This is a genomic window from Sphingomonas donggukensis (assembly GCF_023674425.1).
In the GTDB taxonomy this organism is placed as follows: Bacteria; Pseudomonadota; Alphaproteobacteria; order Sphingomonadales; family Sphingomonadaceae; genus Sphingomonas; species Sphingomonas donggukensis.
On sequence record NZ_CP098401.1, the window covers coordinates 2,217,896 to 2,235,926 of the forward strand.

The 18,031-nt window shown below is 69.4% G+C and carries 18 protein-coding genes; 8 read left to right on the forward strand and 10 right to left on the reverse strand.

The window, feature by feature from the left end; translation table 11 throughout:
• Positions 1 to 186 precede the first annotated feature (186 nt).
• On the forward strand, positions 187 to 1,653 hold the full coding sequence (locus tag M9980_RS10900; RefSeq protein ID WP_250750604.1) for a S41 family peptidase: 1,467 nt from the start codon (positions 187 to 189) through the stop codon (positions 1,651 to 1,653).
• Here the strand turns inward: M9980_RS10900 and dapF are convergent.
• Genes dapF through M9980_RS10915 form a run of 3 tightly spaced genes read right to left on the reverse strand, consistent with a single transcriptional unit; the run spans position 1,650 to position 4,707 of the window.
• Positions 1,650 to 2,624 (reverse strand): diaminopimelate epimerase, encoded by a 975-nt coding sequence (gene dapF, locus M9980_RS10905; protein WP_250750607.1) that lies wholly within the window; start codon positions 2,622 to 2,624, stop codon positions 1,650 to 1,652. The two genes, M9980_RS10900 and dapF, sit on opposite strands and share 4 nt — an antisense overlap.
• 2 nt (positions 2,625 to 2,626) lie before the next feature.
• A complete protein-coding gene (locus M9980_RS10910; protein WP_250750608.1) occupies positions 2,627 to 3,271 on the reverse strand; it encodes a glutathione S-transferase family protein in 645 nt (214 codons plus the stop codon).
• A 53-nt stretch (positions 3,272 to 3,324) separates the two neighbouring features.
• A complete protein-coding gene (locus M9980_RS10915; protein ID WP_250750610.1) occupies positions 3,325 to 4,707 on the reverse strand; it encodes an RNB domain-containing ribonuclease in 1,383 nt (460 codons plus the stop codon).
• Positions 4,708 to 4,792: 85 nt separating this feature from the next.
• Between M9980_RS10915 and trmB the strand changes: the two genes are divergently transcribed.
• Genes trmB through M9980_RS10930 form a run of 3 tightly spaced genes read left to right on the forward strand, consistent with a single transcriptional unit; the run spans position 4,793 to position 6,923 of the window.
• Positions 4,793 to 5,473 carry a tRNA (guanine(46)-N(7))-methyltransferase TrmB gene (gene trmB, locus M9980_RS10920; protein ID WP_250750612.1) on the forward strand — a complete coding sequence of 227 codons (681 nt, stop codon included), beginning with the start codon at positions 4,793 to 4,795 and terminating at the stop codon, positions 5,471 to 5,473.
• Positions 5,474 to 5,525: 52 nt separating this feature from the next.
• Entirely contained in the window at positions 5,526 to 6,086 is a 561-nt protein-coding gene (locus M9980_RS10925) for a pseudouridine synthase (protein ID WP_250750615.1), read from the forward strand.
• Positions 6,087 to 6,092: 6 nt separating this feature from the next.
• Positions 6,093 to 6,923 carry a 23S rRNA (adenine(2030)-N(6))-methyltransferase RlmJ gene (locus M9980_RS10930; protein ID WP_250750625.1) on the forward strand — a complete coding sequence of 277 codons (831 nt, stop codon included), beginning with the start codon at positions 6,093 to 6,095 and terminating at the stop codon, positions 6,921 to 6,923.
• A gap of 17 nt (positions 6,924 to 6,940) precedes the next feature.
• Here the strand turns inward: M9980_RS10930 and hslU are convergent, their stop codons facing one another.
• From hslU to M9980_RS10965, 7 genes are all read right to left on the reverse strand, one after another.
• Entirely contained in the window at positions 6,941 to 8,233 is a 1,293-nt protein-coding gene (gene hslU, locus M9980_RS10935) for an ATP-dependent protease ATPase subunit HslU (RefSeq protein ID WP_250750627.1), read from the reverse strand.
• 100 nt (positions 8,234 to 8,333) lie between these two features.
• Positions 8,334 to 8,885 (reverse strand): ATP-dependent protease subunit HslV, encoded by a 552-nt coding sequence (hslV, locus tag M9980_RS10940; RefSeq protein WP_250750629.1) that lies wholly within the window; start codon positions 8,883 to 8,885, stop codon positions 8,334 to 8,336.
• A 142-nt stretch (positions 8,886 to 9,027) separates the two neighbouring features.
• Positions 9,028 to 9,447 (reverse strand): holin family protein, encoded by a 420-nt coding sequence (locus M9980_RS10945; RefSeq protein ID WP_250750631.1) that lies wholly within the window; start codon positions 9,445 to 9,447, stop codon positions 9,028 to 9,030.
• A 49-nt stretch (positions 9,448 to 9,496) separates the two neighbouring features.
• Positions 9,497 to 10,048, reverse strand: coding sequence for a glycoside hydrolase family 108 protein (locus M9980_RS10950; protein WP_250750633.1), 552 nt, complete (start codon positions 10,046 to 10,048; stop codon positions 9,497 to 9,499).
• 107 nt (positions 10,049 to 10,155) lie between these two features.
• Positions 10,156 to 10,569: a glycine zipper 2TM domain-containing protein gene (locus M9980_RS10955; RefSeq protein ID WP_250750646.1), complete on the reverse strand. Its 414-nt coding sequence runs from the start codon at positions 10,567 to 10,569 to the stop codon at positions 10,156 to 10,158.
• Between the two features lie 97 nt (positions 10,570 to 10,666).
• Positions 10,667 to 11,122, reverse strand: a complete 456-nt coding sequence (locus tag M9980_RS10960) for a hypothetical protein (protein ID WP_250750648.1) — start codon at positions 11,120 to 11,122, stop codon at positions 10,667 to 10,669.
• The gene (locus M9980_RS10965) at positions 11,119 to 11,646 is read right to left on the reverse strand and encodes a GNAT family N-acetyltransferase (protein WP_250750650.1); all 528 of its coding nucleotides are present in this window, start codon (positions 11,644 to 11,646) and stop codon (positions 11,119 to 11,121) included. Before M9980_RS10965 ends, M9980_RS10960 begins: the two co-directional genes overlap by 4 nt.
• A gap of 86 nt (positions 11,647 to 11,732) precedes the next feature.
• Here M9980_RS10965 and M9980_RS10970 point away from each other — a divergent pair, with 86 nt between their 5' ends.
• The 4 genes from M9980_RS10970 to M9980_RS10985 all read left to right on the forward strand — a co-directional run bounded on the left by M9980_RS10970 (position 11,733) and on the right by M9980_RS10985 (position 18,016).
• Positions 11,733 to 13,901, forward strand: coding sequence for a primosomal protein N' (locus tag M9980_RS10970; RefSeq protein ID WP_250750658.1), 2,169 nt, complete (start codon positions 11,733 to 11,735; stop codon positions 13,899 to 13,901).
• 476 nt (positions 13,902 to 14,377) lie between these two features.
• Entirely contained in the window at positions 14,378 to 14,959 is a 582-nt protein-coding gene (locus M9980_RS10975; protein WP_250750660.1) for a GNAT family N-acetyltransferase, read from the forward strand.
• 175 nt (positions 14,960 to 15,134) lie between these two features.
• The gene (locus M9980_RS10980; RefSeq protein WP_250750661.1) at positions 15,135 to 16,853 is read left to right on the forward strand and encodes an MFS transporter; all 1,719 of its coding nucleotides are present in this window, start codon (positions 15,135 to 15,137) and stop codon (positions 16,851 to 16,853) included.
• Positions 16,850 to 18,016, forward strand: a complete 1,167-nt coding sequence (locus M9980_RS10985; RefSeq protein ID WP_250750663.1) for an HlyD family secretion protein — start codon at positions 16,850 to 16,852, stop codon at positions 18,014 to 18,016. The genes M9980_RS10980 and M9980_RS10985 overlap by 4 nt, the downstream gene beginning before the upstream one ends.
• The last annotated feature ends 15 nt before the right edge of the window (positions 18,017 to 18,031 follow it).

Consider the following 18,031-nt stretch of genomic DNA (forward strand, 5'->3'; position numbering starts at 1 on the left):
CCTCCGCATCCGGTAGCAATCGCACCCGATACGTCGAGCATATCCCCGTTGCATTCGATCGCCCTGTTTCGCAGCGGCACCATGCCCACCGCGCGTCCGTTCATCGGGGGTGAAGCCGCCGCACATTAATTGGCGACTCGTCCCGATTTTTTCGATAAGCGTCTGGCGTACAGAGGGAAAATCTCGATGAAGCGTCGTCCGTCCACTGCCCTTGTTGCCCTTGCCGCGCTGTTGTCCGCCTGTGGCGGGGGATCGGGGGGCGGGACGGTCGGGTCGACTGCCGGCACATCGACGCCGACGCCGACGAGCTCAACGCCCACTCCGACGACGACCGCGGGCTGTTCGCTGCGCGAGCGGCAGGACTGGGCGGCGGCGCAGCTGCGCGAATGGTATCTGTTCCCCGAGCTGCTGCCGGCCTCGCTCGATCCCACCCCCTATACCTCGGTCGACACCTATATCGACGCGCTGACCGCGACCGCGCGGGCGCAGCGCAAGGACCGGTATTTCACCTACCTGACCTCGATCGCGGCGGAGAACGCCTATTATGCGTCGGGGCAGACCGCGGGCTTCGGCTTCCGCCTGACGACCAACACCGCGCAGCGCCGCGTGTTCGTCGCCGAATCGTTCGAGGGCACGTCGGCGCTCGCCGCCGGGATCGACCGCGGGACCGAGATCCTGGCGATCGGCACGAGCGAATCGAGCCTGCGCACCGTCAGCGACATCATCGCCGCCGAAGGGTCGAACGGCGTGACCAATGCGCTGGGCCCGAACACCGCCGGCACCGCGCGCGTGCTGCGCGTCACCGATGCCGCGGGCACGCGCAACGTGACGATCGCCAAGACCGATTACGAGCTGACGCCGGTATCCTCGCGCTACGGCGCCAAGATCCTGGACGACGGCGGCAAGAAGGTCGGCTACGTCAACCTGCGCACCTTCATCTCGACCGCCGACCCCGGCCTGCGCGCCGCGTTCGCGCAGTTCCGCGCCGCCGGCGTGACCGAGGTCGTGGTCGACCTGCGCTACAACGGCGGCGGGCTGGTTTCGATCGCGCAGCTGTTCGGCGACCTGCTCGGCGCCGGGCGGTCGACCTCGGACGTGTTCAGCTACACCACGTTCAACGCGGCCAAGTCCGCCAACAACGAAACCCGCAACTTCATGACCCAGCCGCAGGCGATCGCGGCGACGAAGATCGCGTTCATCGGCACCGGCGGCACCGCGTCGGCGAGCGAGCTGGTGATGAACGCCTACATCCCCTACCTGCATGCCAATGCCGCACTGATCGGCACCAACACCTATGGCAAGCCGGTCGGCCAGATCGCGATCGACCGGGCGTCCTGCGACGACCGGCTGCGCGTGATCGCGTTCGCGACGCAGAATGCCGCGCGGCAGGGCAATTACTTCGATGGCCTGGCAACGGTGATGGAGAAGACCTGCGCCGCGGGCGACGACGTCACCTATCCGCTCGGCGACGCGCGCGAATCGTCGGTGAAGGCGGCGCTCGATTTCCTCGCCGGGCGCAGCTGCACCTCGATCGCGACGGCCAGCGCGACATCGGCGTTGCGCGCGGACGAGCCGGCGCTGCTCGAGCGGCGCGAGCTGCTGACGCCCGAGCGTCCGAACACCGCGCAGCGCGAGGTGCCGGGGCTGTTCTAGGCTGAGGCTGAGGCTGAGGCTGAGGCTGAGGCGGGGACCGCGACCGCCGCCCAGGCCGCGACCTCGTCGTCGCGGCGGCGGGTGATGGTGAGGGGGCCGGGCGCACCGGTCGCCAGGTCGATGTCGATCGCGCCGTCCCATTCGAACGTGGCGTTGCCGGCGATGGTCACGACCGCGCCGGCTTGGGGCGCGGTCGCGGTACCGCGCACGAAGCCGCCGGGGTTGCGCACGACGATCTCGCGCCCGAACGCCACCCGCCCGGTCAGCCCCGCGGCATAGACCGACGCCGCCATCGCGCTGCCGCAGGCGTCGGTCAGCCCGACCCCGCGTTCGAAGGTGCGCACGAACAGGCCGTCGTCGCGCAATTCGACGAACGAGACGTTCGCGCGGTCGGCAAGCAGTGCCGGCCCCGCCTCGCACCACTGGCCCAGCGTCACCAGCTCGGCCTCGTCCACGCGCTCGACGAAACTGACCAGATGCGGATTGGGCATCGCGACCGCGGTGAAGCGCCGGTCGCTCGGCAGGCCGGCGATCGCCGCGTCGATGACCGGGGCGGCAACGCGCAGGCCGACGTCCACCGGATCGGTCGAGGCCGGGCCGGCCCGTGTCTGCACGGTAACCACGCCCGGCGCGAGCGCATCCACCCGCGCGACGCTGGCGGTGCTGACCTTCAGCCGCACGCGCGCCGCGTCCACGCCGAGCGCCTCGAACCCTGCGCGGGCGACGCAGCGCAGGCCGTTCAGGCACGTCTCCGCCTCCGACCCGTCGGCATTGAACATCCGCATGCCGAACGCGCAGTCGCCCCCGCCCGCGGTCAGCAGCAACACCCCATCGCTGCCGACCGGCCCGGCGCGGTCCGACAGCGCCCGCGCGACGCTCGCCCACTCGCCGTCGGACAGGTCGAGCGCCCGCGCGTCGATCAGGGGGAAATCATTGCCGCTGCCGTGGCATTTGATGAAGGCGAAGCGCATCGTCAGCCCAGCGACTGCACGAACTGCGTCTCCGCCGCCAGCAGCGGCGCGAAGCTCGGGCGCGACAGGATCGCATCGACATAGCCGATGGTGCGCGGATAGAGCGCCGGATCGATCGCAACCGCGATATGGCGGAAATTCGCGAACGGACTGGCGACGGCGATGTCGGCCAGGGTCAGGCGATCCTCGACCAGGAAGCCCGATGGCGGGATCTGCGTTTCGAGATAGGCGAGCAAAGGCGGCAGGTCGTTGGCCTCGGCGGCGTCGGCGAGCGCGGTGTCGCCGGGACGCTTCAGCACCTTTGGCGCCACGAAACGGTTGAAGAACATCTTCGCGCCCGCCGCCATCACGATGGTGTCGGCGAATTCGTCGAACCAGATCGTCCGTCCGCGGGCGCGCGGCTCGGCGGGGATCAGCGACGGCTCGGGATGCTTCGCCTCGACATAGGCGACGATCGCGCTCGAATCGCTCAGGCCATAGTCGCCGTCGGTGAAGCCCGGCATCTTCCCGAACGGGCTCGCCGCCGCGAATTCGGGGCCGCCGCGCCCCATGCCGCCGGGTTTCAGCTCGGCGGTCAGCCCTTTTTCCGCGAGGAACGCCATGACCTTGCGGACATAGGGCGACAGGGTCGATCCATAGACGATCATGGCAGGCCTCCCGCTGGATGTGCGGCCCGCTCTACCAGCGCCGACGCGAAAATCTATGCCAGCGCGAAGCCGATGCGCCGCGCGACCGGGTCTGCCGTCTCCAGCCGCACGCTGAGCCTGTCACCCGCCGCGACTCCGCTGGCATCGACCCGCGCCAGCACCGGCAGGTCGCACAATTGCAGGCGCACGCCCTTCTCGTCGAGGTCGGTCGCGACCGCGGCGAACGTTTCGCCCACGCGCCGCTCGAGCATCGCCGCCTCCGCCAGATCGACCACCGCGCGGTCGATCCGCCCGGCGCGCGCATCCGCCTTTGCCATCACCGCGGGCAGGCGCGCGAACGCCGCGGTCACCGCGTCGGGCACCGCCTGTCCGTTCGCGACCGCCAGCGCCGCCTGAACGACATAGCGGTCGGCCAGCCGGCGAAGGGGAGCTGTGGCATGGGCATAGGTCGCGGCGACCGCGGCGTGCCACGGCACCACGCCGGCACGGTACGCGGCATAGCCGGCGCCGTTGCCCGCGCGGCGGATCGCCAGCATGAACGCCGCCTGCGCCGGGTCGGACGGATCGAGCGACGCCTCGAACGCGGCGAGCGTCGCCTCCGCGGGCCAGGCGAGGCCGAGGGCGCGGGCCGACTGGCGCAGCCGCGCGACCGCGCCGTCGTCCGGCCCCTCCATCACCCGGAACAGCCCGGTACCATGCGCCTGCAGCAGATCGGCGACCGCCATGTTGGTGGCGAGCGACAGCGCCGCATTCTGCGTCTCGGTCTCCAGCATCGGGCGGAAGGTGAGCGCGAAGCGGCCGTCGCCCTGCGCCACCACTTCCTGGTCCGGCGGGTCGACCCGCGCGGCGCCGCGACGCATCTCGGCATCGTGGATACGGCGCGAGAGGTCCGCGAAGCCTGCGGGCAGGTCGCCGGGAGTCGCGCGGTCGTAGGCGAGCTTCGCGCGGCTGCGGATCAGCGCGCGCTCCACCCCCTCGATCCGCACCGCGCCGTCGCTGGCAACCCGCGTGGTGAACACCACCGCCGGGCGCGGGCCATCGGGCAGCAGGCTCGCCGCGCCCTCGGCCAGCACCGGCGGATAGAGCCCGGCCTTGCCGTCGGGCAGGTACAGAGTCTCGCCGCGCGCCCACGCCTCTCCATCGACCGGATCGCCATCGGTCACGAACCACGCGACGTCGGCGATGGCATAGTGGAGCAGCAGGTCGCCGCCCGCCGCTTCGATCGCGAACGCTTGGTCGAGGTCGGTCGAGGTCGCCGGATCGAGCGTGACGAACGCCATGTCGGTGCGGTCGCGGTGCGCGGTCGGCGCGCGCCTGGCGGCCGCCTCGGCCGCCGCCAGCACGTCGGGCGGGAAGCCCACCGGCACCTGGAACTCGGCACGGATCGCGGCCAGGCCGGGGCCGAGCAGCTGGGCGGGGTCTGCGATCGCCTTCATCGCAGCCGGTGCTACACCAGCCGGGCGGGCACGCAAGCGCGCGCGGTTGCGCGGCACCCGCCATCCGCCTATCGCGCCTGCCGCGATGATCGATCCCGCCACCCACCGCCAGCTCTATGGCCGCCGCCAGGGGCACAAGCTGCGCACCGGCCAGTCCGCGCTGGTCGAGACTTTGTTGCCCCAAGTCGCGGTACCCGAAACCGGCGCGCTCGATGCCGGGCGGCTGTTCGGGCGCGACTGCCCCCTGGAGCTGGAGATCGGGTTCGGCGCGGGCGAGCATCTGGCGGGCCAGGCGGCGATGCGGCCCGACCACGGCTTCATCGGCTGCGAACCGTTCCTGAACGGCGTCGTCGGCGCGCTCAACCACATCCGCGACGAGGCGCTCGACAACGTCCGCCTGCACATGGGCAACGCCATCGACGTGATCGACCGGCTGCCCGACGCCAGCCTGACGCGCGTCTATCTGCTCCATCCCGATCCCTGGCCCAAGCAGCGCCACGCCAAGCGCCGCATGGTCAACGACGGCCCGCTCGACCTGATCGCCGCGAAGCTGATGCCGGGCGCCGAATTCCGCCTCGGCACCGACGACCCGACCTATTGCGCGCACGCGATGATGGTGATGAACCGCCGCCGCGATTTCGCGTGGCAGGCGCAAGAGGCCAGCGACTTTCTGACCCGCCCCGGCGACTGGCCCGAAACCCGCTACGAACGCAAGGCGCGGCGGCAGAGGCACGAGGTCTGGTATTTCAGATATGTCAGGCTCTGATCGCCGTTCGCCCATTGGAAGACGTGCCGCCGCCGAGCGATAGGAGTTCAGGATGACCCGGCTGCTCCTGTTCAACAAACCCTTCGGCGTCCTGTCGCAGTTCACCGACCGCGGATCGCCGACGGTGCGGTCGACCCTGTCGGAATTCATCGCGGTAAAGGGCGTCTATCCCGCCGGCAGGCTCGATCGGGACAGCGAGGGCCTGATGCTGTTGTGCGACGACGGGCGGCTGCAGGCGCGCATTGCCGATCCGCGATTCAAGATGCCCAAGACCTATCTCGTGCAGGTCGAGGGCGATCCGCAGGAACCGGAACTGGAGCGCCTGCGCCAGGGCGTCCGGCTCAACGATGGCATGACCCTGCCTGCCGATGTCGCTCGCATCGATGCGCCGGACCTGTGGCTGCGCGATCCGCCGATACGCCAGCGCAAGCTCATCCCCGACAGCTGGCTGACGATCACCATCCGCGAAGGGCGCAACCGGCAGGTGCGCCGGATGACGGCGGCGGTCGGCTTGCCTACGCTCAGGCTGGTCCGCTGGTCGGTCGGCGAATGGACCGTCGCCGGGATCGCCCCGGGCGCGTTCGAGCTGTTGTCCAATCCGCCAGGATTCTGAATTTCCGTGAATTATCGCCATTCCTTCCATGCCGGCAACAGCGCCGATGTCGTCAAGCACAGCCTGCTGATCGCGCTCGTCCGGGCGTTGCAGCAGAAACCGGGCGCGCTGACCCTGATCGACACCCACGCCGGCTGCGGGCTCTACGACCTTGGCGGCGAGCAGGCCGGGCGCACCGGCGAAGCCGAGCAGGGCTTGCTGCGGGCCTTTGCCGACGCGAACCCCGTGCTGGACGACTACCGCGCCGCCGTGCAGGCGGTGAATGTCGCGGCGGAGCCGCGCCTGTACCCCGGCTCGCCGCAGTTTTTGGCGCAGCTGCTGCGCCCGCAGGACGTGCTGATCCTCAATGAAAAGCATCCCGAGGACGCGCAGGCGCTGCGCCGCGCGATGCGCGATACGCCCGCCGCCGTGCATCAGCGCGATGCCTATGAGCTGTGGCTCGCGATGCTTCCGACCCGCACGGCCCGCGGCGTGGTGGTGGTCGATCCGCCCTACGAGCAGACCGACGAACGCGACCGCATCACCGCCACGCTCGCCGCGGCGCACCGCAAATGGGCGCATGGCGTGACGGTCATCTGGTATCCGCTGAAGGACCGCGCGGCGCATCGGCGGTGGAAGGACAGTCTGCGCAAGCTCGGCATCCCGAAATTCCTGGTCGTCGAGCATTGGCTGTACGATGCCGACCAGCCCGGCATCTACAACGGCGCGGGGCTGTTCATCGTCAACCCGCCCTACGCCTTCACCCAAGCGCTGCCACCGCTGCTCGAAGCGAGCCGCGCCGCGCTGGCGCCGGAGGGGCATCGGGGCGCGATCACCGCCGATTGGCTGAACGATTAAAGCCGCAAGCGTCGGCGCTAGAGTACGTAGCGGCTAAGGTCGGTGTTGCGCGCGATTCCGGCCAGTTGCGCCTCGACATAGGCCGCGTCGATCGTGACGCTCGTGCCGCTGCGGTCCTCGGCCTCGAAGCTGACGTCCTCCAGCAGCTTTTCCATCACCGTCTGCAACCGCCGCGCGCCGATGTTTTCGATCTCGCCGTTCACTTCCGCGGCGATGCGGGCGACCGCGCGGATACCGTCCGGGGTGAAGTTCACCTCCACCCCCTCGGTGCCGAGCAACGCACGATATTGTTCGGGGAGCGACGCCTTGGTCTCCGACAGGATCGCGACGAAATCATCCTCGCTCAGACCCTTCAGCTCGACCCGGATCGGCAGGCGGCCCTGGAGTTCCGGCAGCAGGTCGCTGGGCTTGGCGACATGGAACGCGCCGCTGGCGATGAACAGGATATGGTCGGTCTTCATCGGCCCGTATTTGGTGGCGACCGTCGTGCCCTCGATCAAGGGCAGCAGGTCGCGCTGGACGCCTTCGCGGCTGACCGATCCGCCACGCACGTCGCTGACCGCGATCTTGTCGATCTCGTCGAGGAAGACGATGCCGTTCGCCTCGGCGTCGGCAAGCGCGGTGCGGCTGACCTCGTCCTGGTCGAGGCGCTTGTCGGCCTCCTCCTCGACCAGCTTCTCCCACGCGGCATGGACGTTCAGCTTGCGGCGCTTCAATTGCGGGCCGCCGAAGCCCTTCATCATCTCGCCAAGGTTTATCATCTGCGGGCCGGCACCCGGGATCTCGAACGGTGCCGCCGAAGCAGCCTCCAGCTCGATCTCGATCTCGGTGGTGTCGAGGTGGCCCTCGTTCAGGCGTTGCCGGAACGCCTCGCGCGTCGCCGCGCTCGAATCCTTGCCGGTCAGCGCGTCGAGCAGGCGCGTCATCGCCGCAGCCTCGGCCTTGTCCTTCACCGCCAGGCGGCGGCGTTCGCGCTCCAGGCGGATCGCTTCCTCGACCAGATCGCGCGCGATCTGCTCGACGTCGCGACCGACATAGCCGACCTCGGTAAACTTGGTCGCCTCGACCTTCACGAACGGCGCATCGGCGAGCTTGGCCAGGCGGCGGCTGATCTCGGTCTTGCCGCAGCCGGTCGGGCCGATCATCAGGATGTTCTTCGGCGACACCTCGTCGCGCAGATCGGCGCCGAGCTGCTGGCGGCGCCAGCGGTTGCGCAGCGCGACGGCGACCGCGCGCTTGGCATCGGCCTGGCCGATGATGTGCGCGTCGAGTGCGCGGACGATGGCTTTGGGGGTGAGGGTGTCGGTCATACCATTCTTTTCGTCATCCCAGCGAAGGCTGGGATCTCGTGCGGCGAGCGCACGCTTCGTTACCGGGAGACCCCAACGTTCGCTGGGGTGAGGGAATTATCTAGGTCGCGCTGTCCAGCACCTCGATCGTCGTGCGATCGTTGGTGTACACGCACAGCTCGGCGGCGATGCCCATCGCCCTCCTGGCCAGCGTTTCGGCATCGGGCTCGTAATCGGTGATCGCGCGGGCGGCGGCGAGCGCGAAATTGCCGCCCGATCCGATTGCCGCGATGCCCGCTTCCGGCTCCAGCACGTCGCCATTGCCCGTCACCACCAGAGTCACGTCCTTGTCCGCGACGATCAACATCGCCTCCAGATTGCGGAGGTATTTGTCGGTCCGCCAGTCCTTGGCAAGCTCGACCGCGGCGCGCAGCAACTGGCCCTGATGCCGCTCCAGCTTCGCTTCCAGCCGTTCGAACAGGGTGAACGCATCGGCGGTCGCCCCGGCGAACCCGGCGATGACCTTGCCGTCGCCTAAAGGACGGACCTTCTTCGCATTGGGTTTCATGACGGTCGGGCCCTGGCTGACCTGGCCGTCACCGATGACAACGACCTTGCCGCCCTTGCGCACGCTCAGAATGGTGGTGCCGTGCCACACCGGGATCTTGCTCATGTGCGGGGATATGGGGGGCGGGGGCGGGGGCTATCAAGGGTGGCGAGCGCAGTGGTGAGCCGGACGCCCTTTCCCCACGCCACGCCGTCAGCGAAGCCGGCTATGCTGGCTCCGCTGCCCGCCGTGGCGGCTCCGGGATTTGCTAACGCAAATCGCCGGGCGCCCGCGATTTCCCCCATTCCCTCGCCACCGTGTACCCGAGATACCCCGTGCCGAAGAGCGCGTAGAGCGGTTCCGGGATGCCGGCGAGATAGGCGTTCATGCCCTTGGCGATCGCTTCCGCCGCCGCCGGGCGCACTGCCGCGATCAGGCCCATCGGGATCGACCACAAAAGCAGCGCGTACATCACGTACAGGAACGACGGGCGCGCGCGGCTGGTCCAGGGGTCGGCGGACTGCGCCTCCGCCAGGACGCCGGCCATCTGCGCCTTCACCCGCTCCATTTCCTGCCCGCCCTCCAGCTTCAGCAGCTCCAGCTTGGCGGCATCGCGCGCCTTCGGATCGGGAATGATCTTGTCGAGCAGCCCCGCCACCGGCCCGATCACGCCATCGATGATACCCATAGCAATACCCCCTTCTTCCCTCGCGAAAGTTGACAAAGTTGACGCCCGATCAGGGGGCTGCCGAACCGATCCGGTTTGCGATCCAGCCGTACAGGAATGCCTCGTTGGCGGGCCGCGTCTCGGCCAGGCGGATGTAGCGTTCGCCCTGCAGCGCCTCGATCGCCTTCAGCAGCACGCCTTCGCCCGCCGGCGAACGGCGGCGCAGATAGGCGTCGAGCGCGGCGAGCGTACGCGGGCCGACCTTGCCGTCGGCGGTGATGTCGGGGAAATCACTGGCGCCGCGGTTGAGCGCGTTCAGGGCGCGCTGAAGAAACCCGGTCGCGACCGCCGGCCCCATGTTGACGCCGGTGTCGAACAGTTCGGCGGCGATCGCGGGCGCGCGCTCGGCGATGCGGTCGTAGCCGGGGCGGAGCCAGTACATGCGGCGATACACCGACACCGCATCGGCACGCGGATAGACCCGCATGTCGCCGGCGTAGCCGTGCGCGCGGGCGACCCGCTCGGTCACGCCCCAGCGCGTCGCGCCGCCGCGATCGGCGGGATGGTCGCTATAGCCGCCTTCGCGACCGATGACCGAATCGATAAGTTGCGTGATGTCCATGCCGCCCTCCGTTGAGGGCAAGCCATCTAACCGTATTGGTTCGTGTAGGACAGCAAAAAGGCGGCACCGGTTTGACCGGCGCCGCCTTGTTTCGCTCTGTCAGCCGATCAGCGGCAGCGCACGTTGTTGCGGTCGACCGAGCTGCCGATCGCCGCACCCGCGGCACCGCCCAGCAGCGCACCCAGCAGGCCCGAATTGCCCGGCGCGATCGCGGCGCCCAGCGCGCCGCCGGCGATACCGCCGACGATCAGACCGGTCGTGCCGTCGTTGCGGCGGCAGTAATAGCGCCCGTCCTGGCCGACATAGACGCGGTCGTTGTTCGACAGGCGGCGCTCGCGATAGCGCGGATTGTCGACATAATACCGCTCGGCATAATAGCCATTATAGGCGGGATCGGGGCGATTATAGTCGTAGCTGCTGTAGGTGCGATAGCGCGGATCGACACCATAGCCGTCGCCGTAGTTGCTGCAGCCGGCCACCATCGTCGCCGCGGCCACCGCCGCGAGGGTCACAATACGCATGAGATCACTCCTCCTGTTCGCCCCCATCCTCGCCCAATGCGCCGTCGCGGAGAAAGTTGCGTATCCGACATGATTGTCGGCAGGGGAGCCGCGCGGATCAGCCGCGAACCAGCATCATCCTCGCGCTCGCACCATCCAGGCCACCCACGACGACGCGGTACTCGCCCGGCGTCAGCGTGAAGCGGACGACCTTGCGGATGCCCGAACACGCCGGCCCGTGGCCGTGCGCGGTCGATGCCAGCGCGGTGCGATTGCCGACACTGTAGAGGTCGATCCACCCCTTCGCCCCCAGCGCGATGCCGTAGGTGCCGGGCGCCTTCACCGTGAAGGTGGCAATCGCCATCCGCCCCGGCTGCTTCGGCAGCGGCACGTCGGCAAGGCGGATGGTGGCGGGGTCCATCGTCGCCACCGTCACCGCCTTCATCGACCCAAGGTCGGTGGCCGACGCCGACCAGCCGGCCAGCTCAGCGGGCAACGCCGCGGGCGTGGCGGGACAGGCGGGCGCCGACGGGGCGGCGGCGGCCTGGGCGAGAAGCAGGGCGGCGAGGATCATGCGCCCGGTGTAGCCGCGAAATCCGCGGGGACAAACAGGATCACGTCGTGGTCGGCGCCTGGCAACCGCATCGGCCGGTCGGCGACTAGGCCCAGGCGCTGGAGGATCGCGATCGAGCGCACATTGCCCGGGCTGACGATCGCGACGACCGGCGCGATCCCCCGCGCCGCCGCCCAGTCGAGCACGGCGCGCGCCGCCTCGAGCGCCACGCCCCGCCCGCGCGCGGCGGGCAGGAATGCGTAGCCCAGGTCGATGTGCGCCAGGCCCGGCCGATCGACGAGTCCGGCCATGCCGAGCCACTCGCCGCTCGCCCGATCGACCACCGCGAACATGCCGAAGCCGTCGCGGGCATAGCCCGGCAAGAACCGCTCGGCGATCGCGACCTCGGCATCGGCCAGCGTCGCAACCCCGCGGTCGCCGATCTGCGCCAGGAAATCGGCGTCGGTCAGCAGCGCGTGGATGTGCGGGGCGTCGCCGGGCTCGATATGGCGCAGGGTCAGCCGCTCGGTACGGGTCACGATCATGCCACGACTTTAGCCTCGGGCATGACGGCGCGCGAGGGGTGCAAAGCCCCTTTCCCCGCCCCGCGCGAACCCCGATATGGACGTCCATGTCCTCCCGCGCCCGCGTCATCGTGATGAATTCCGCGCTCGGCCCCCTCGATTACCGCGTGCCCCACGGCATGGCGGTCGAGCCCGGCTCGATCGTCGTCGCCCCGCTGGGCCCGCGCCAGCTGCTCGGCGTGGTGTGGGAGGAAGATCGGCTGAAATCCGAGCATGTCGGCGACAACCGGCTACGCAACCTGCTCGGCGTCGCCGACGTGCCGCCGATCCCCGCGCCGCTCCGGCGGCTCGTCGAATGGACCGCGGACTATTACCTCAGCCCGCTCGCCGCCGTGCTGCGCATGACGATGCCGTCGTCCTCGGCGCTCGAGGGACAGAAGCTGGTCGTGGAATACCGCGCCACGGGTGCGGTGCCGCCGCGGATGACGCCGCAGCGCGAACAGGCGCTGGAGCGGATCGGCGATCGCCAGGGGCTGGTGCGCGAGCTGGCGACGATCGCCGGCGTCAGCGACGCGGTGATCCGCGGGCTGGTAAAGACGGGTGCGATCGAAGGGGTCGAGGTGGATCTCGACTCGCCCTTTCCCGAGCCCGATCCCGATCATGCCCCGCCCGAATTGTCCACCGACCAGGCCTATGCCGCCGGCATCCTCCAGGGCGCGGTGGCGGCGGGCGCGTTCGAGCCGTTCCTGCTCGACGGGGTCACCGGCTCGGGCAAGACCGAAGTGTATCTGGAGGGGGTGGCAGAGGCGATCCGCCGCGGCGAGCAATCGCTGATCCTGCTGCCCGAGATCGCGCTGACCGAGCCGTTCCTGAAGCGCTTCACCGCGCGCTTCGGGGTGGAGCCGGTGGCGTGGCACTCCGGCCTGCGCCAGTCGCAGCGCCGCCGCGCATGGCGCCAGATCGCGAGCGGCCAGGCCAAGGTGACGGTCGGCGCGCGATCGGCGCTGTTCCTGCCGTATAAAAAGCTCGGGATGATCGTCGTCGACGAGGCGCACGAAACGTCGTTCAAGCAGGAGGACGGCGTCCACTATCACGCCCGCGACGTGGCGGTGATGCGCGGGCGGTTCGAAGGGTGCCCGGTGGTGCTCGCGTCCGCCACCCCGGCGATCGAGACACGCGCGCAGGTCGAGGCGGGGCGTTACCGCGAATTGAAGCTGCCGGGACGCTATGGCCCCGCACAGATGCCCGCGATCGAGGCGATCGACCTGCTCGCCGAGCCGCCGGAGCGCGGGCGCTGGATCGCGCCGAAGCTGGTAACCGCGATCGACGCGACGCTGGCGCGCGGCGAACAGGTGCTGCTGTTCCTCAACCGCCGCGGATACGCGCCGCTGACGCTGTGCCGCACCTGCGGGCACCGGTTTCAGTGCCCGAATTGCACCGCGTGGATGGTCGAGCACCGCCTCATCAACCGCCTGTCCTGCCACCACTGCGGCCACGCGATCCCGACGCCGCGTCTGTGCCCGGAGTGCAAGGAGGAGGAGAGCCTCGTCGCCTGCGGCCCCGGCGTCGAGCGAATCGCCGACGAGGTCGCGGCGCTCTGGCCCGAGGCGAAGACCGCGATCGTCACCAGCGACACCATCTGGTCACCCGCCAAGGCCGCCGAATTCGTCGCGCGGATGGAGGCGGGCGCGATCGACATCGTCGTCGGCACCCAGCTCGTTACCAAGGGCTATCATTTCCCCAACCTGACGCTCGTCGGGGTGATCGACGCCGATCTGGGGCTCGAGGGCGGCGACCTGCGCGCGGCGGAGCGCACGTTCCAGCAGATCATGCAGGTCGCGGGGCGCGCGGGCCGCGGCACCAAGCCCGGCCATGTCCTGATCCAGACCCATGCGCCCGGCGCGCGCGTGATGGAGGCGCTCGTCTCGGGCGATGCCGAGGCGTTCTACGCCGCCGAGACCGAAAGCCGTCGCGACGCCGACGCGCCGCCGTTCGGGCGCTTCGCCGCGATCATCGTGTCGAGCGAGGACAAGGGTGAGGCCGACACCGCCGCGCGCATGATCGCCCGCGCGGTGCCGGAGGTAGAAGGCATGGCGGTGTTCGGCCCCGCCCCGGCACCGCTCGCAATGCTGCGCGGTCGCCACCGCTTCCGCCTGCTGGTCCACGCCGCACGCAGCCTGGACGTGCAGGACGTGATCCGCGACTGGCTCGGCGGCCTCGAATGGTCGGCCAAGGTGCGCGTGGCGGTGGACGTCGACCCGTATAATTTCCTGTAGCGGGTGGGAGCCGGGTCACAGCCGGGGCGCGGTCGTGGCGACTAGCCAAGATGCGCGAATCCGCCGTCGCGAACTCACGCCCTCCCAGCCATCTGCTGGGGCTCGCTTTCAAATGCTGAGTGCAGTGAGGATCTGTCGATCAAGGACCGGCAGATCGGAGATCAACACCTGCCGCCGGAATTTGGGCAGCCGGTGACCCAAGCGATGATCTGGAAATGCCATAACCGATCGGACCAAGTTTTCTCGAGAGAGTCCGACGTTGCCATCGACGTCGCGATCCGCGCTGGCGAAATGCAGCCTGCCCGAGCAACGCTCCCCCACGGGGCCAGCCGAATTCGCCGATGTGACCATCCGCGACGAACTTGTCATACGCCATCGTCAATCATGTCCTTGGATACCGTCGGCGCGTACCGGCACCCCTGTCGAAAATCTGCGCCGCCATCATATAATGGTCATCCTCATGGGACCCATGGCGCATGACGGTGATCCATAGCTGCCTGACGGACGGCACGCCCGTCTGCATCCGCCGGGTCCGCCGCAAGGACGAGCAGCGCCTGAGGGCCGGTATTGCGTTGCTGACGCCCCAATCGCGCTATTTCCGGTTCTTCTCGGGCATGCGGGAGCCGCCCCCGGCGGTGATCGATCGCCTTATCAGCGTCGACGATCACGATCATATCGCCTGGGGAGCCTTGCGCACCGATGTGGCGGACATGCCGGCGCTTGGCGTCGTGCATGCGTTTCGCGATGACCATGTACCGACCGACGCGGAATTTTCGGTGACGGTACTCGATGAATATCATGGTCGCGGCCTGGCGAGGATGCTGACCGCGGTCTTGCTGATGGATTGTCGGCGCGAGGGCCTTGAGCGGCTGATCGTCCATGTCCTTGCCGAGAACCGGGCGGCGATGGCGCTGGTGCGCAGCCTGGGCGGAACATTTCGCGAGCAGGACAGCGCCGTCGCCGACTTCGATATCGACATCGAGGATGCGGTCCGGACACTGAGACGCCAGGGTGAGCAGGCCGGCTTGTCAGATGTTTTCAGACAGTTCCGAGCCTGACGGCCGTTTACCGCCGAAGCGGACAACACGAGCACTCCGAAACGCTTCGCGCCGCGCGCTACCGACGCCCGGCTACTCCGCGTTTTGCGCTCCAATCGCGGCGGTTTCGCGCCTATGACAGAGCGCGCGCGGGCCATCGAACCGGGGTACCGCGCAACAGGGAAACGAACCGCCGATGCCCGCCGATGAACCAGTTCCGGGTCGGACAGACGCTGGTCCAGCCGCGTTCGTCGATGCGCGCAGCGGCTATCGTTTCCAGGCGCATGAGCTTCCCCTGCTGCCAGGTTCGCCCGCGAACCCGGACCACCCGAGCGCGCGCAAGACCGCGTATCTGGCGATCGGCGTGCTGCTGGGCCTGGTCGGCGGCGCGCAGAATGGTTTCCTGCTCGCCAATACGGCCGCTCTGCAAGCGACGCTGGACCTGACGCCGGTCGACGCCGGCTGGCTGACGGTTGCCTTCTATTCGACTTACGCCTGCATGAGCATGCTGCTGTTCCGCGTCCGTCAGGAATGGGGCATCCAGCCGTTCGCGCGCTGGGCGATGGCGGGACTGGTCGCGGCCAATCTGGTTCAGTTGCTCCAGCCCGGCCTTGGCGTCGAGTTGACGGCGCGCGCGATCGCGGGGATCGTCGCGAGCGGGCTGTCGGCGCTGTCGCTCTATTACCTGATGCAGGGCTTGCCGGCGAAGATGCGCCTCGCGGCGATCGTGCTGTCGGTCGGCCTGTCGCAGGTCGCCTTCCCGCTCGCGCGCGCGCTGTCGCCCGCGTTGCTGATCGACGGGCAGCTCGACCGGATCCTGCTGTTCCAGTTCGGCCTGTCGCTGCTGGCGCTGGGATCGGTGTTCCTGCTGCGCCTGCCCCCCGGCATCCGCCAGAAGACGTTCGAGCCGCTCGACATCGTCAGCTTCGCGCTGTTCCTGATCGGGGTGACCGGGCTGTGCGCCTTCCTGGTCCAGGGACGCATCCAGTGGTGGGACACGCCGTGGCTGGGCCAGGCGCTGGCGCTCGCGATCCTGAGCCTTGGCGCGTGCGCGATGATCGAGCTGAACCGCGCCAGCCCCATGCTCGACCTCAGGTGGCTGTCCAGCCGCAACCTGCTGGCGCTGGCGCTGGTCGCGGCAAGCGTCCGGGTGCTTGTCGCCGAACAGGGCTTCGGCGCGACCGGGCTGCTGTCGTCGCTCGGCTATGGAGCGGATCAGCTGACGGGGTATCTCTGGGTGCTGACCGGGGCGACCGTCGCCGGGATCGTCGTGTCGGTGCTGCGCCTCGACCCGCGCGATCTGGTGCGCCCCGTGCTGGTCGCCATCCTCATCATCGCCGTCGCCGCCTTTGCCGACACGCGAACCGGTGTCATGACGCGCCCGCAAGACCTGTTCTGGACACAGGGCGCGATAGCCTTTGCCGCGGTGTTCGCGGTGGGGCCGGTGATGATGGAGGGGATGCTGCGCGCGCTGGCGGCGGGCACGCACCGGGTCGTGAGCTTCATTGCGATGTTCTCGCTGTCGCAGTCGCTGGGCGGACTTGCCGGGACCGCCGCGCTGTCGGCGTTCCACACGATACGGCTGAAGACGCACCTGATCGATGCCGGGCAGACGCTGACGCTCAGCAACCAGCCGCTCGCCGGGGCGCTCGCCAATGCCGCGCGCCGGGTGGCGCCGGTCCAGATCGACCCGGCCCTGCAACAGCAGTCCGCCTCCGCCAGCGTCACGCAGGAGATCGGGCGCCAGGCGGCGGTGCTCGCGTTCAACGATGTCTTCTTCCTCGTCGGCACCCTGGCCTCGCTCGCCTTCGTCGCCGTGCTCGTGCCATGGGCGATCAACCGCATCCAAGGGCGCAACCCCCTCGCGAAGGAGCTGGCGCTGCTTCAGAGCCGGCTCACAAGGACGCCGCAATGACCGACGAAGCCATCCAGCCCGCATCGCGACCGCACCATGCGCCGATCCCCGCAGCCAGCGGGCAGGCGCCCACGGTGCCGGCGACCGATGCGGTGGACGAACCGGTGCCCGAGCGGGCGCGTGGCTGGTCGCCGCAGCGCTCCCGCGCGCAGATCGTCATCGGCGTGACGATCCTTGTCGCTGCGGTGCTGGTTGCGCTGGCGGCGTGGGGCCTGCCGCCGTTCGGGGGCGGGAGCGAGACCACCAACAACGCCTATGTCCGCGGACGCACGACCGTAATCAGCCCGCAGGTGTCGGGCTATCTGGTCGCCGTGCCGGTCACCGATTTCCAGATGGTGCGCAAGGGTGACCTGCTCGCACGGATCGACCCCACGCCCTATCAGCAGAAAGTGCAGCAGGGCGATGCCGCCGCGCTGGCGCAGCAGGCAAGCCTGGCCAACAGCCAGCAGAGCCTGCGATCGGCGCAGGCACAGATCGCCCTGCAGGACGCCGCGGTGGACAGCGCGCGCGCGAACCTGCGCAAGGCGCAGGCCGACATGGTGCGGATCGACGAACTGGCGCGGCTGGGGTCGATCAGCCTGCGCGAGCGCGACCAGGCTCGCGCCGCGCTCGGGCAGGCGCAGGCCGGCGTGCGCCAGGCACAGGCCCAGCGCGAGATCGCGGTCCAGCAGGTCCGCACGGTGCAGGTCGGGCGCGGCGCGCTGGAAGCGCAGGTCGCCGGTGCCAAGGCGGCAACCGGCCTCGCCCAGTTCGAATTGTCGCGCACCGAAATCCGCGCGCCGCGCGCCGGCCGACTGGGAGAGATCGCCGCGCGCGAAGGCCAGCTGGTGAGCGCCGGCACGCAGCTGATGGCGATCGTCCCCGACACTTTGTGGGTCGTGGCCAACTTCAAGGAAGCGCAGACTGCGGACATGACGGTCGGGCAGCGCGCGCGCCTGAAGGTTGATGCGCTTGGCGGGCTGGAGCTGACCGGGCGGGTCGAAAGCATCGCGCCCGCCGCGAGCAGCGAATTCAGTATCGTGAAGCCCGACACGGGTGCCGGTAATTTCGTGAAGGTGCCGCAGCGCATCGCCGTGCGGATCGCCATCGACCGCGGCCAGGCGGCGGTCAAGCGCCTCGGGCCGGGCATGTCGGTCGTCGCAACCGTCGCCACGCGGCCATAATCGACGCGCGCCGCC

Coding starts and splice junctions, on each gene's coding strand:
- M9980_RS10985 (WP_250750663.1), top strand. CDS start 16,850: ATGACCGACGAAGCCATCCAGCCCGCATCGCGACCGCACCATGCGCCG.
- M9980_RS10980 (WP_250750661.1), top strand. CDS start 15,135: ATGCCCGCCGATGAACCAGTTCCGGGTCGGACAGACGCTGGTCCAGCC.
- M9980_RS10915 (WP_250750610.1), bottom strand. CDS start 4,707: ATGAAGGCGATCGCAGACCCCGCCCAGCTGCTCGGCCCCGGCCTGGCC.
- hslV (WP_250750629.1), bottom strand. CDS start 8,885: ATGAGCAAGATCCCGGTGTGGCACGGCACCACCATTCTGAGCGTGCGC.
- M9980_RS10970 (WP_250750658.1), top strand. CDS start 11,733: ATGTCCTCCCGCGCCCGCGTCATCGTGATGAATTCCGCGCTCGGCCCC.
- dapF (WP_250750607.1), bottom strand. CDS start 2,624: ATGCGCTTCGCCTTCATCAAATGCCACGGCAGCGGCAATGATTTCCCC.
- M9980_RS10925 (WP_250750615.1), top strand. CDS start 5,526: ATGACCCGGCTGCTCCTGTTCAACAAACCCTTCGGCGTCCTGTCGCAG.
- M9980_RS10900 (WP_250750604.1), top strand. CDS start 187: ATGAAGCGTCGTCCGTCCACTGCCCTTGTTGCCCTTGCCGCGCTGTTG.
- hslU (WP_250750627.1), bottom strand. CDS start 8,233: ATGACCGACACCCTCACCCCCAAAGCCATCGTCCGCGCACTCGACGCG.
- M9980_RS10955 (WP_250750646.1), bottom strand. CDS start 10,569: ATGCGTATTGTGACCCTCGCGGCGGTGGCCGCGGCGACGATGGTGGCC.
- M9980_RS10975 (WP_250750660.1), top strand. CDS start 14,378: ATGACGGTGATCCATAGCTGCCTGACGGACGGCACGCCCGTCTGCATC.
- M9980_RS10965 (WP_250750650.1), bottom strand. CDS start 11,646: ATGATCGTGACCCGTACCGAGCGGCTGACCCTGCGCCATATCGAGCCC.
- M9980_RS10945 (WP_250750631.1), bottom strand. CDS start 9,447: ATGGGTATCATCGATGGCGTGATCGGGCCGGTGGCGGGGCTGCTCGAC.
- M9980_RS10910 (WP_250750608.1), bottom strand. CDS start 3,271: ATGATCGTCTATGGATCGACCCTGTCGCCCTATGTCCGCAAGGTCATG.
- M9980_RS10950 (WP_250750633.1), bottom strand. CDS start 10,048: ATGGACATCACGCAACTTATCGATTCGGTCATCGGTCGCGAAGGCGGC.
- trmB (WP_250750612.1), top strand. CDS start 4,793: ATGATCGATCCCGCCACCCACCGCCAGCTCTATGGCCGCCGCCAGGGG.
- M9980_RS10960 (WP_250750648.1), bottom strand. CDS start 11,122: ATGATCCTCGCCGCCCTGCTTCTCGCCCAGGCCGCCGCCGCCCCGTCG.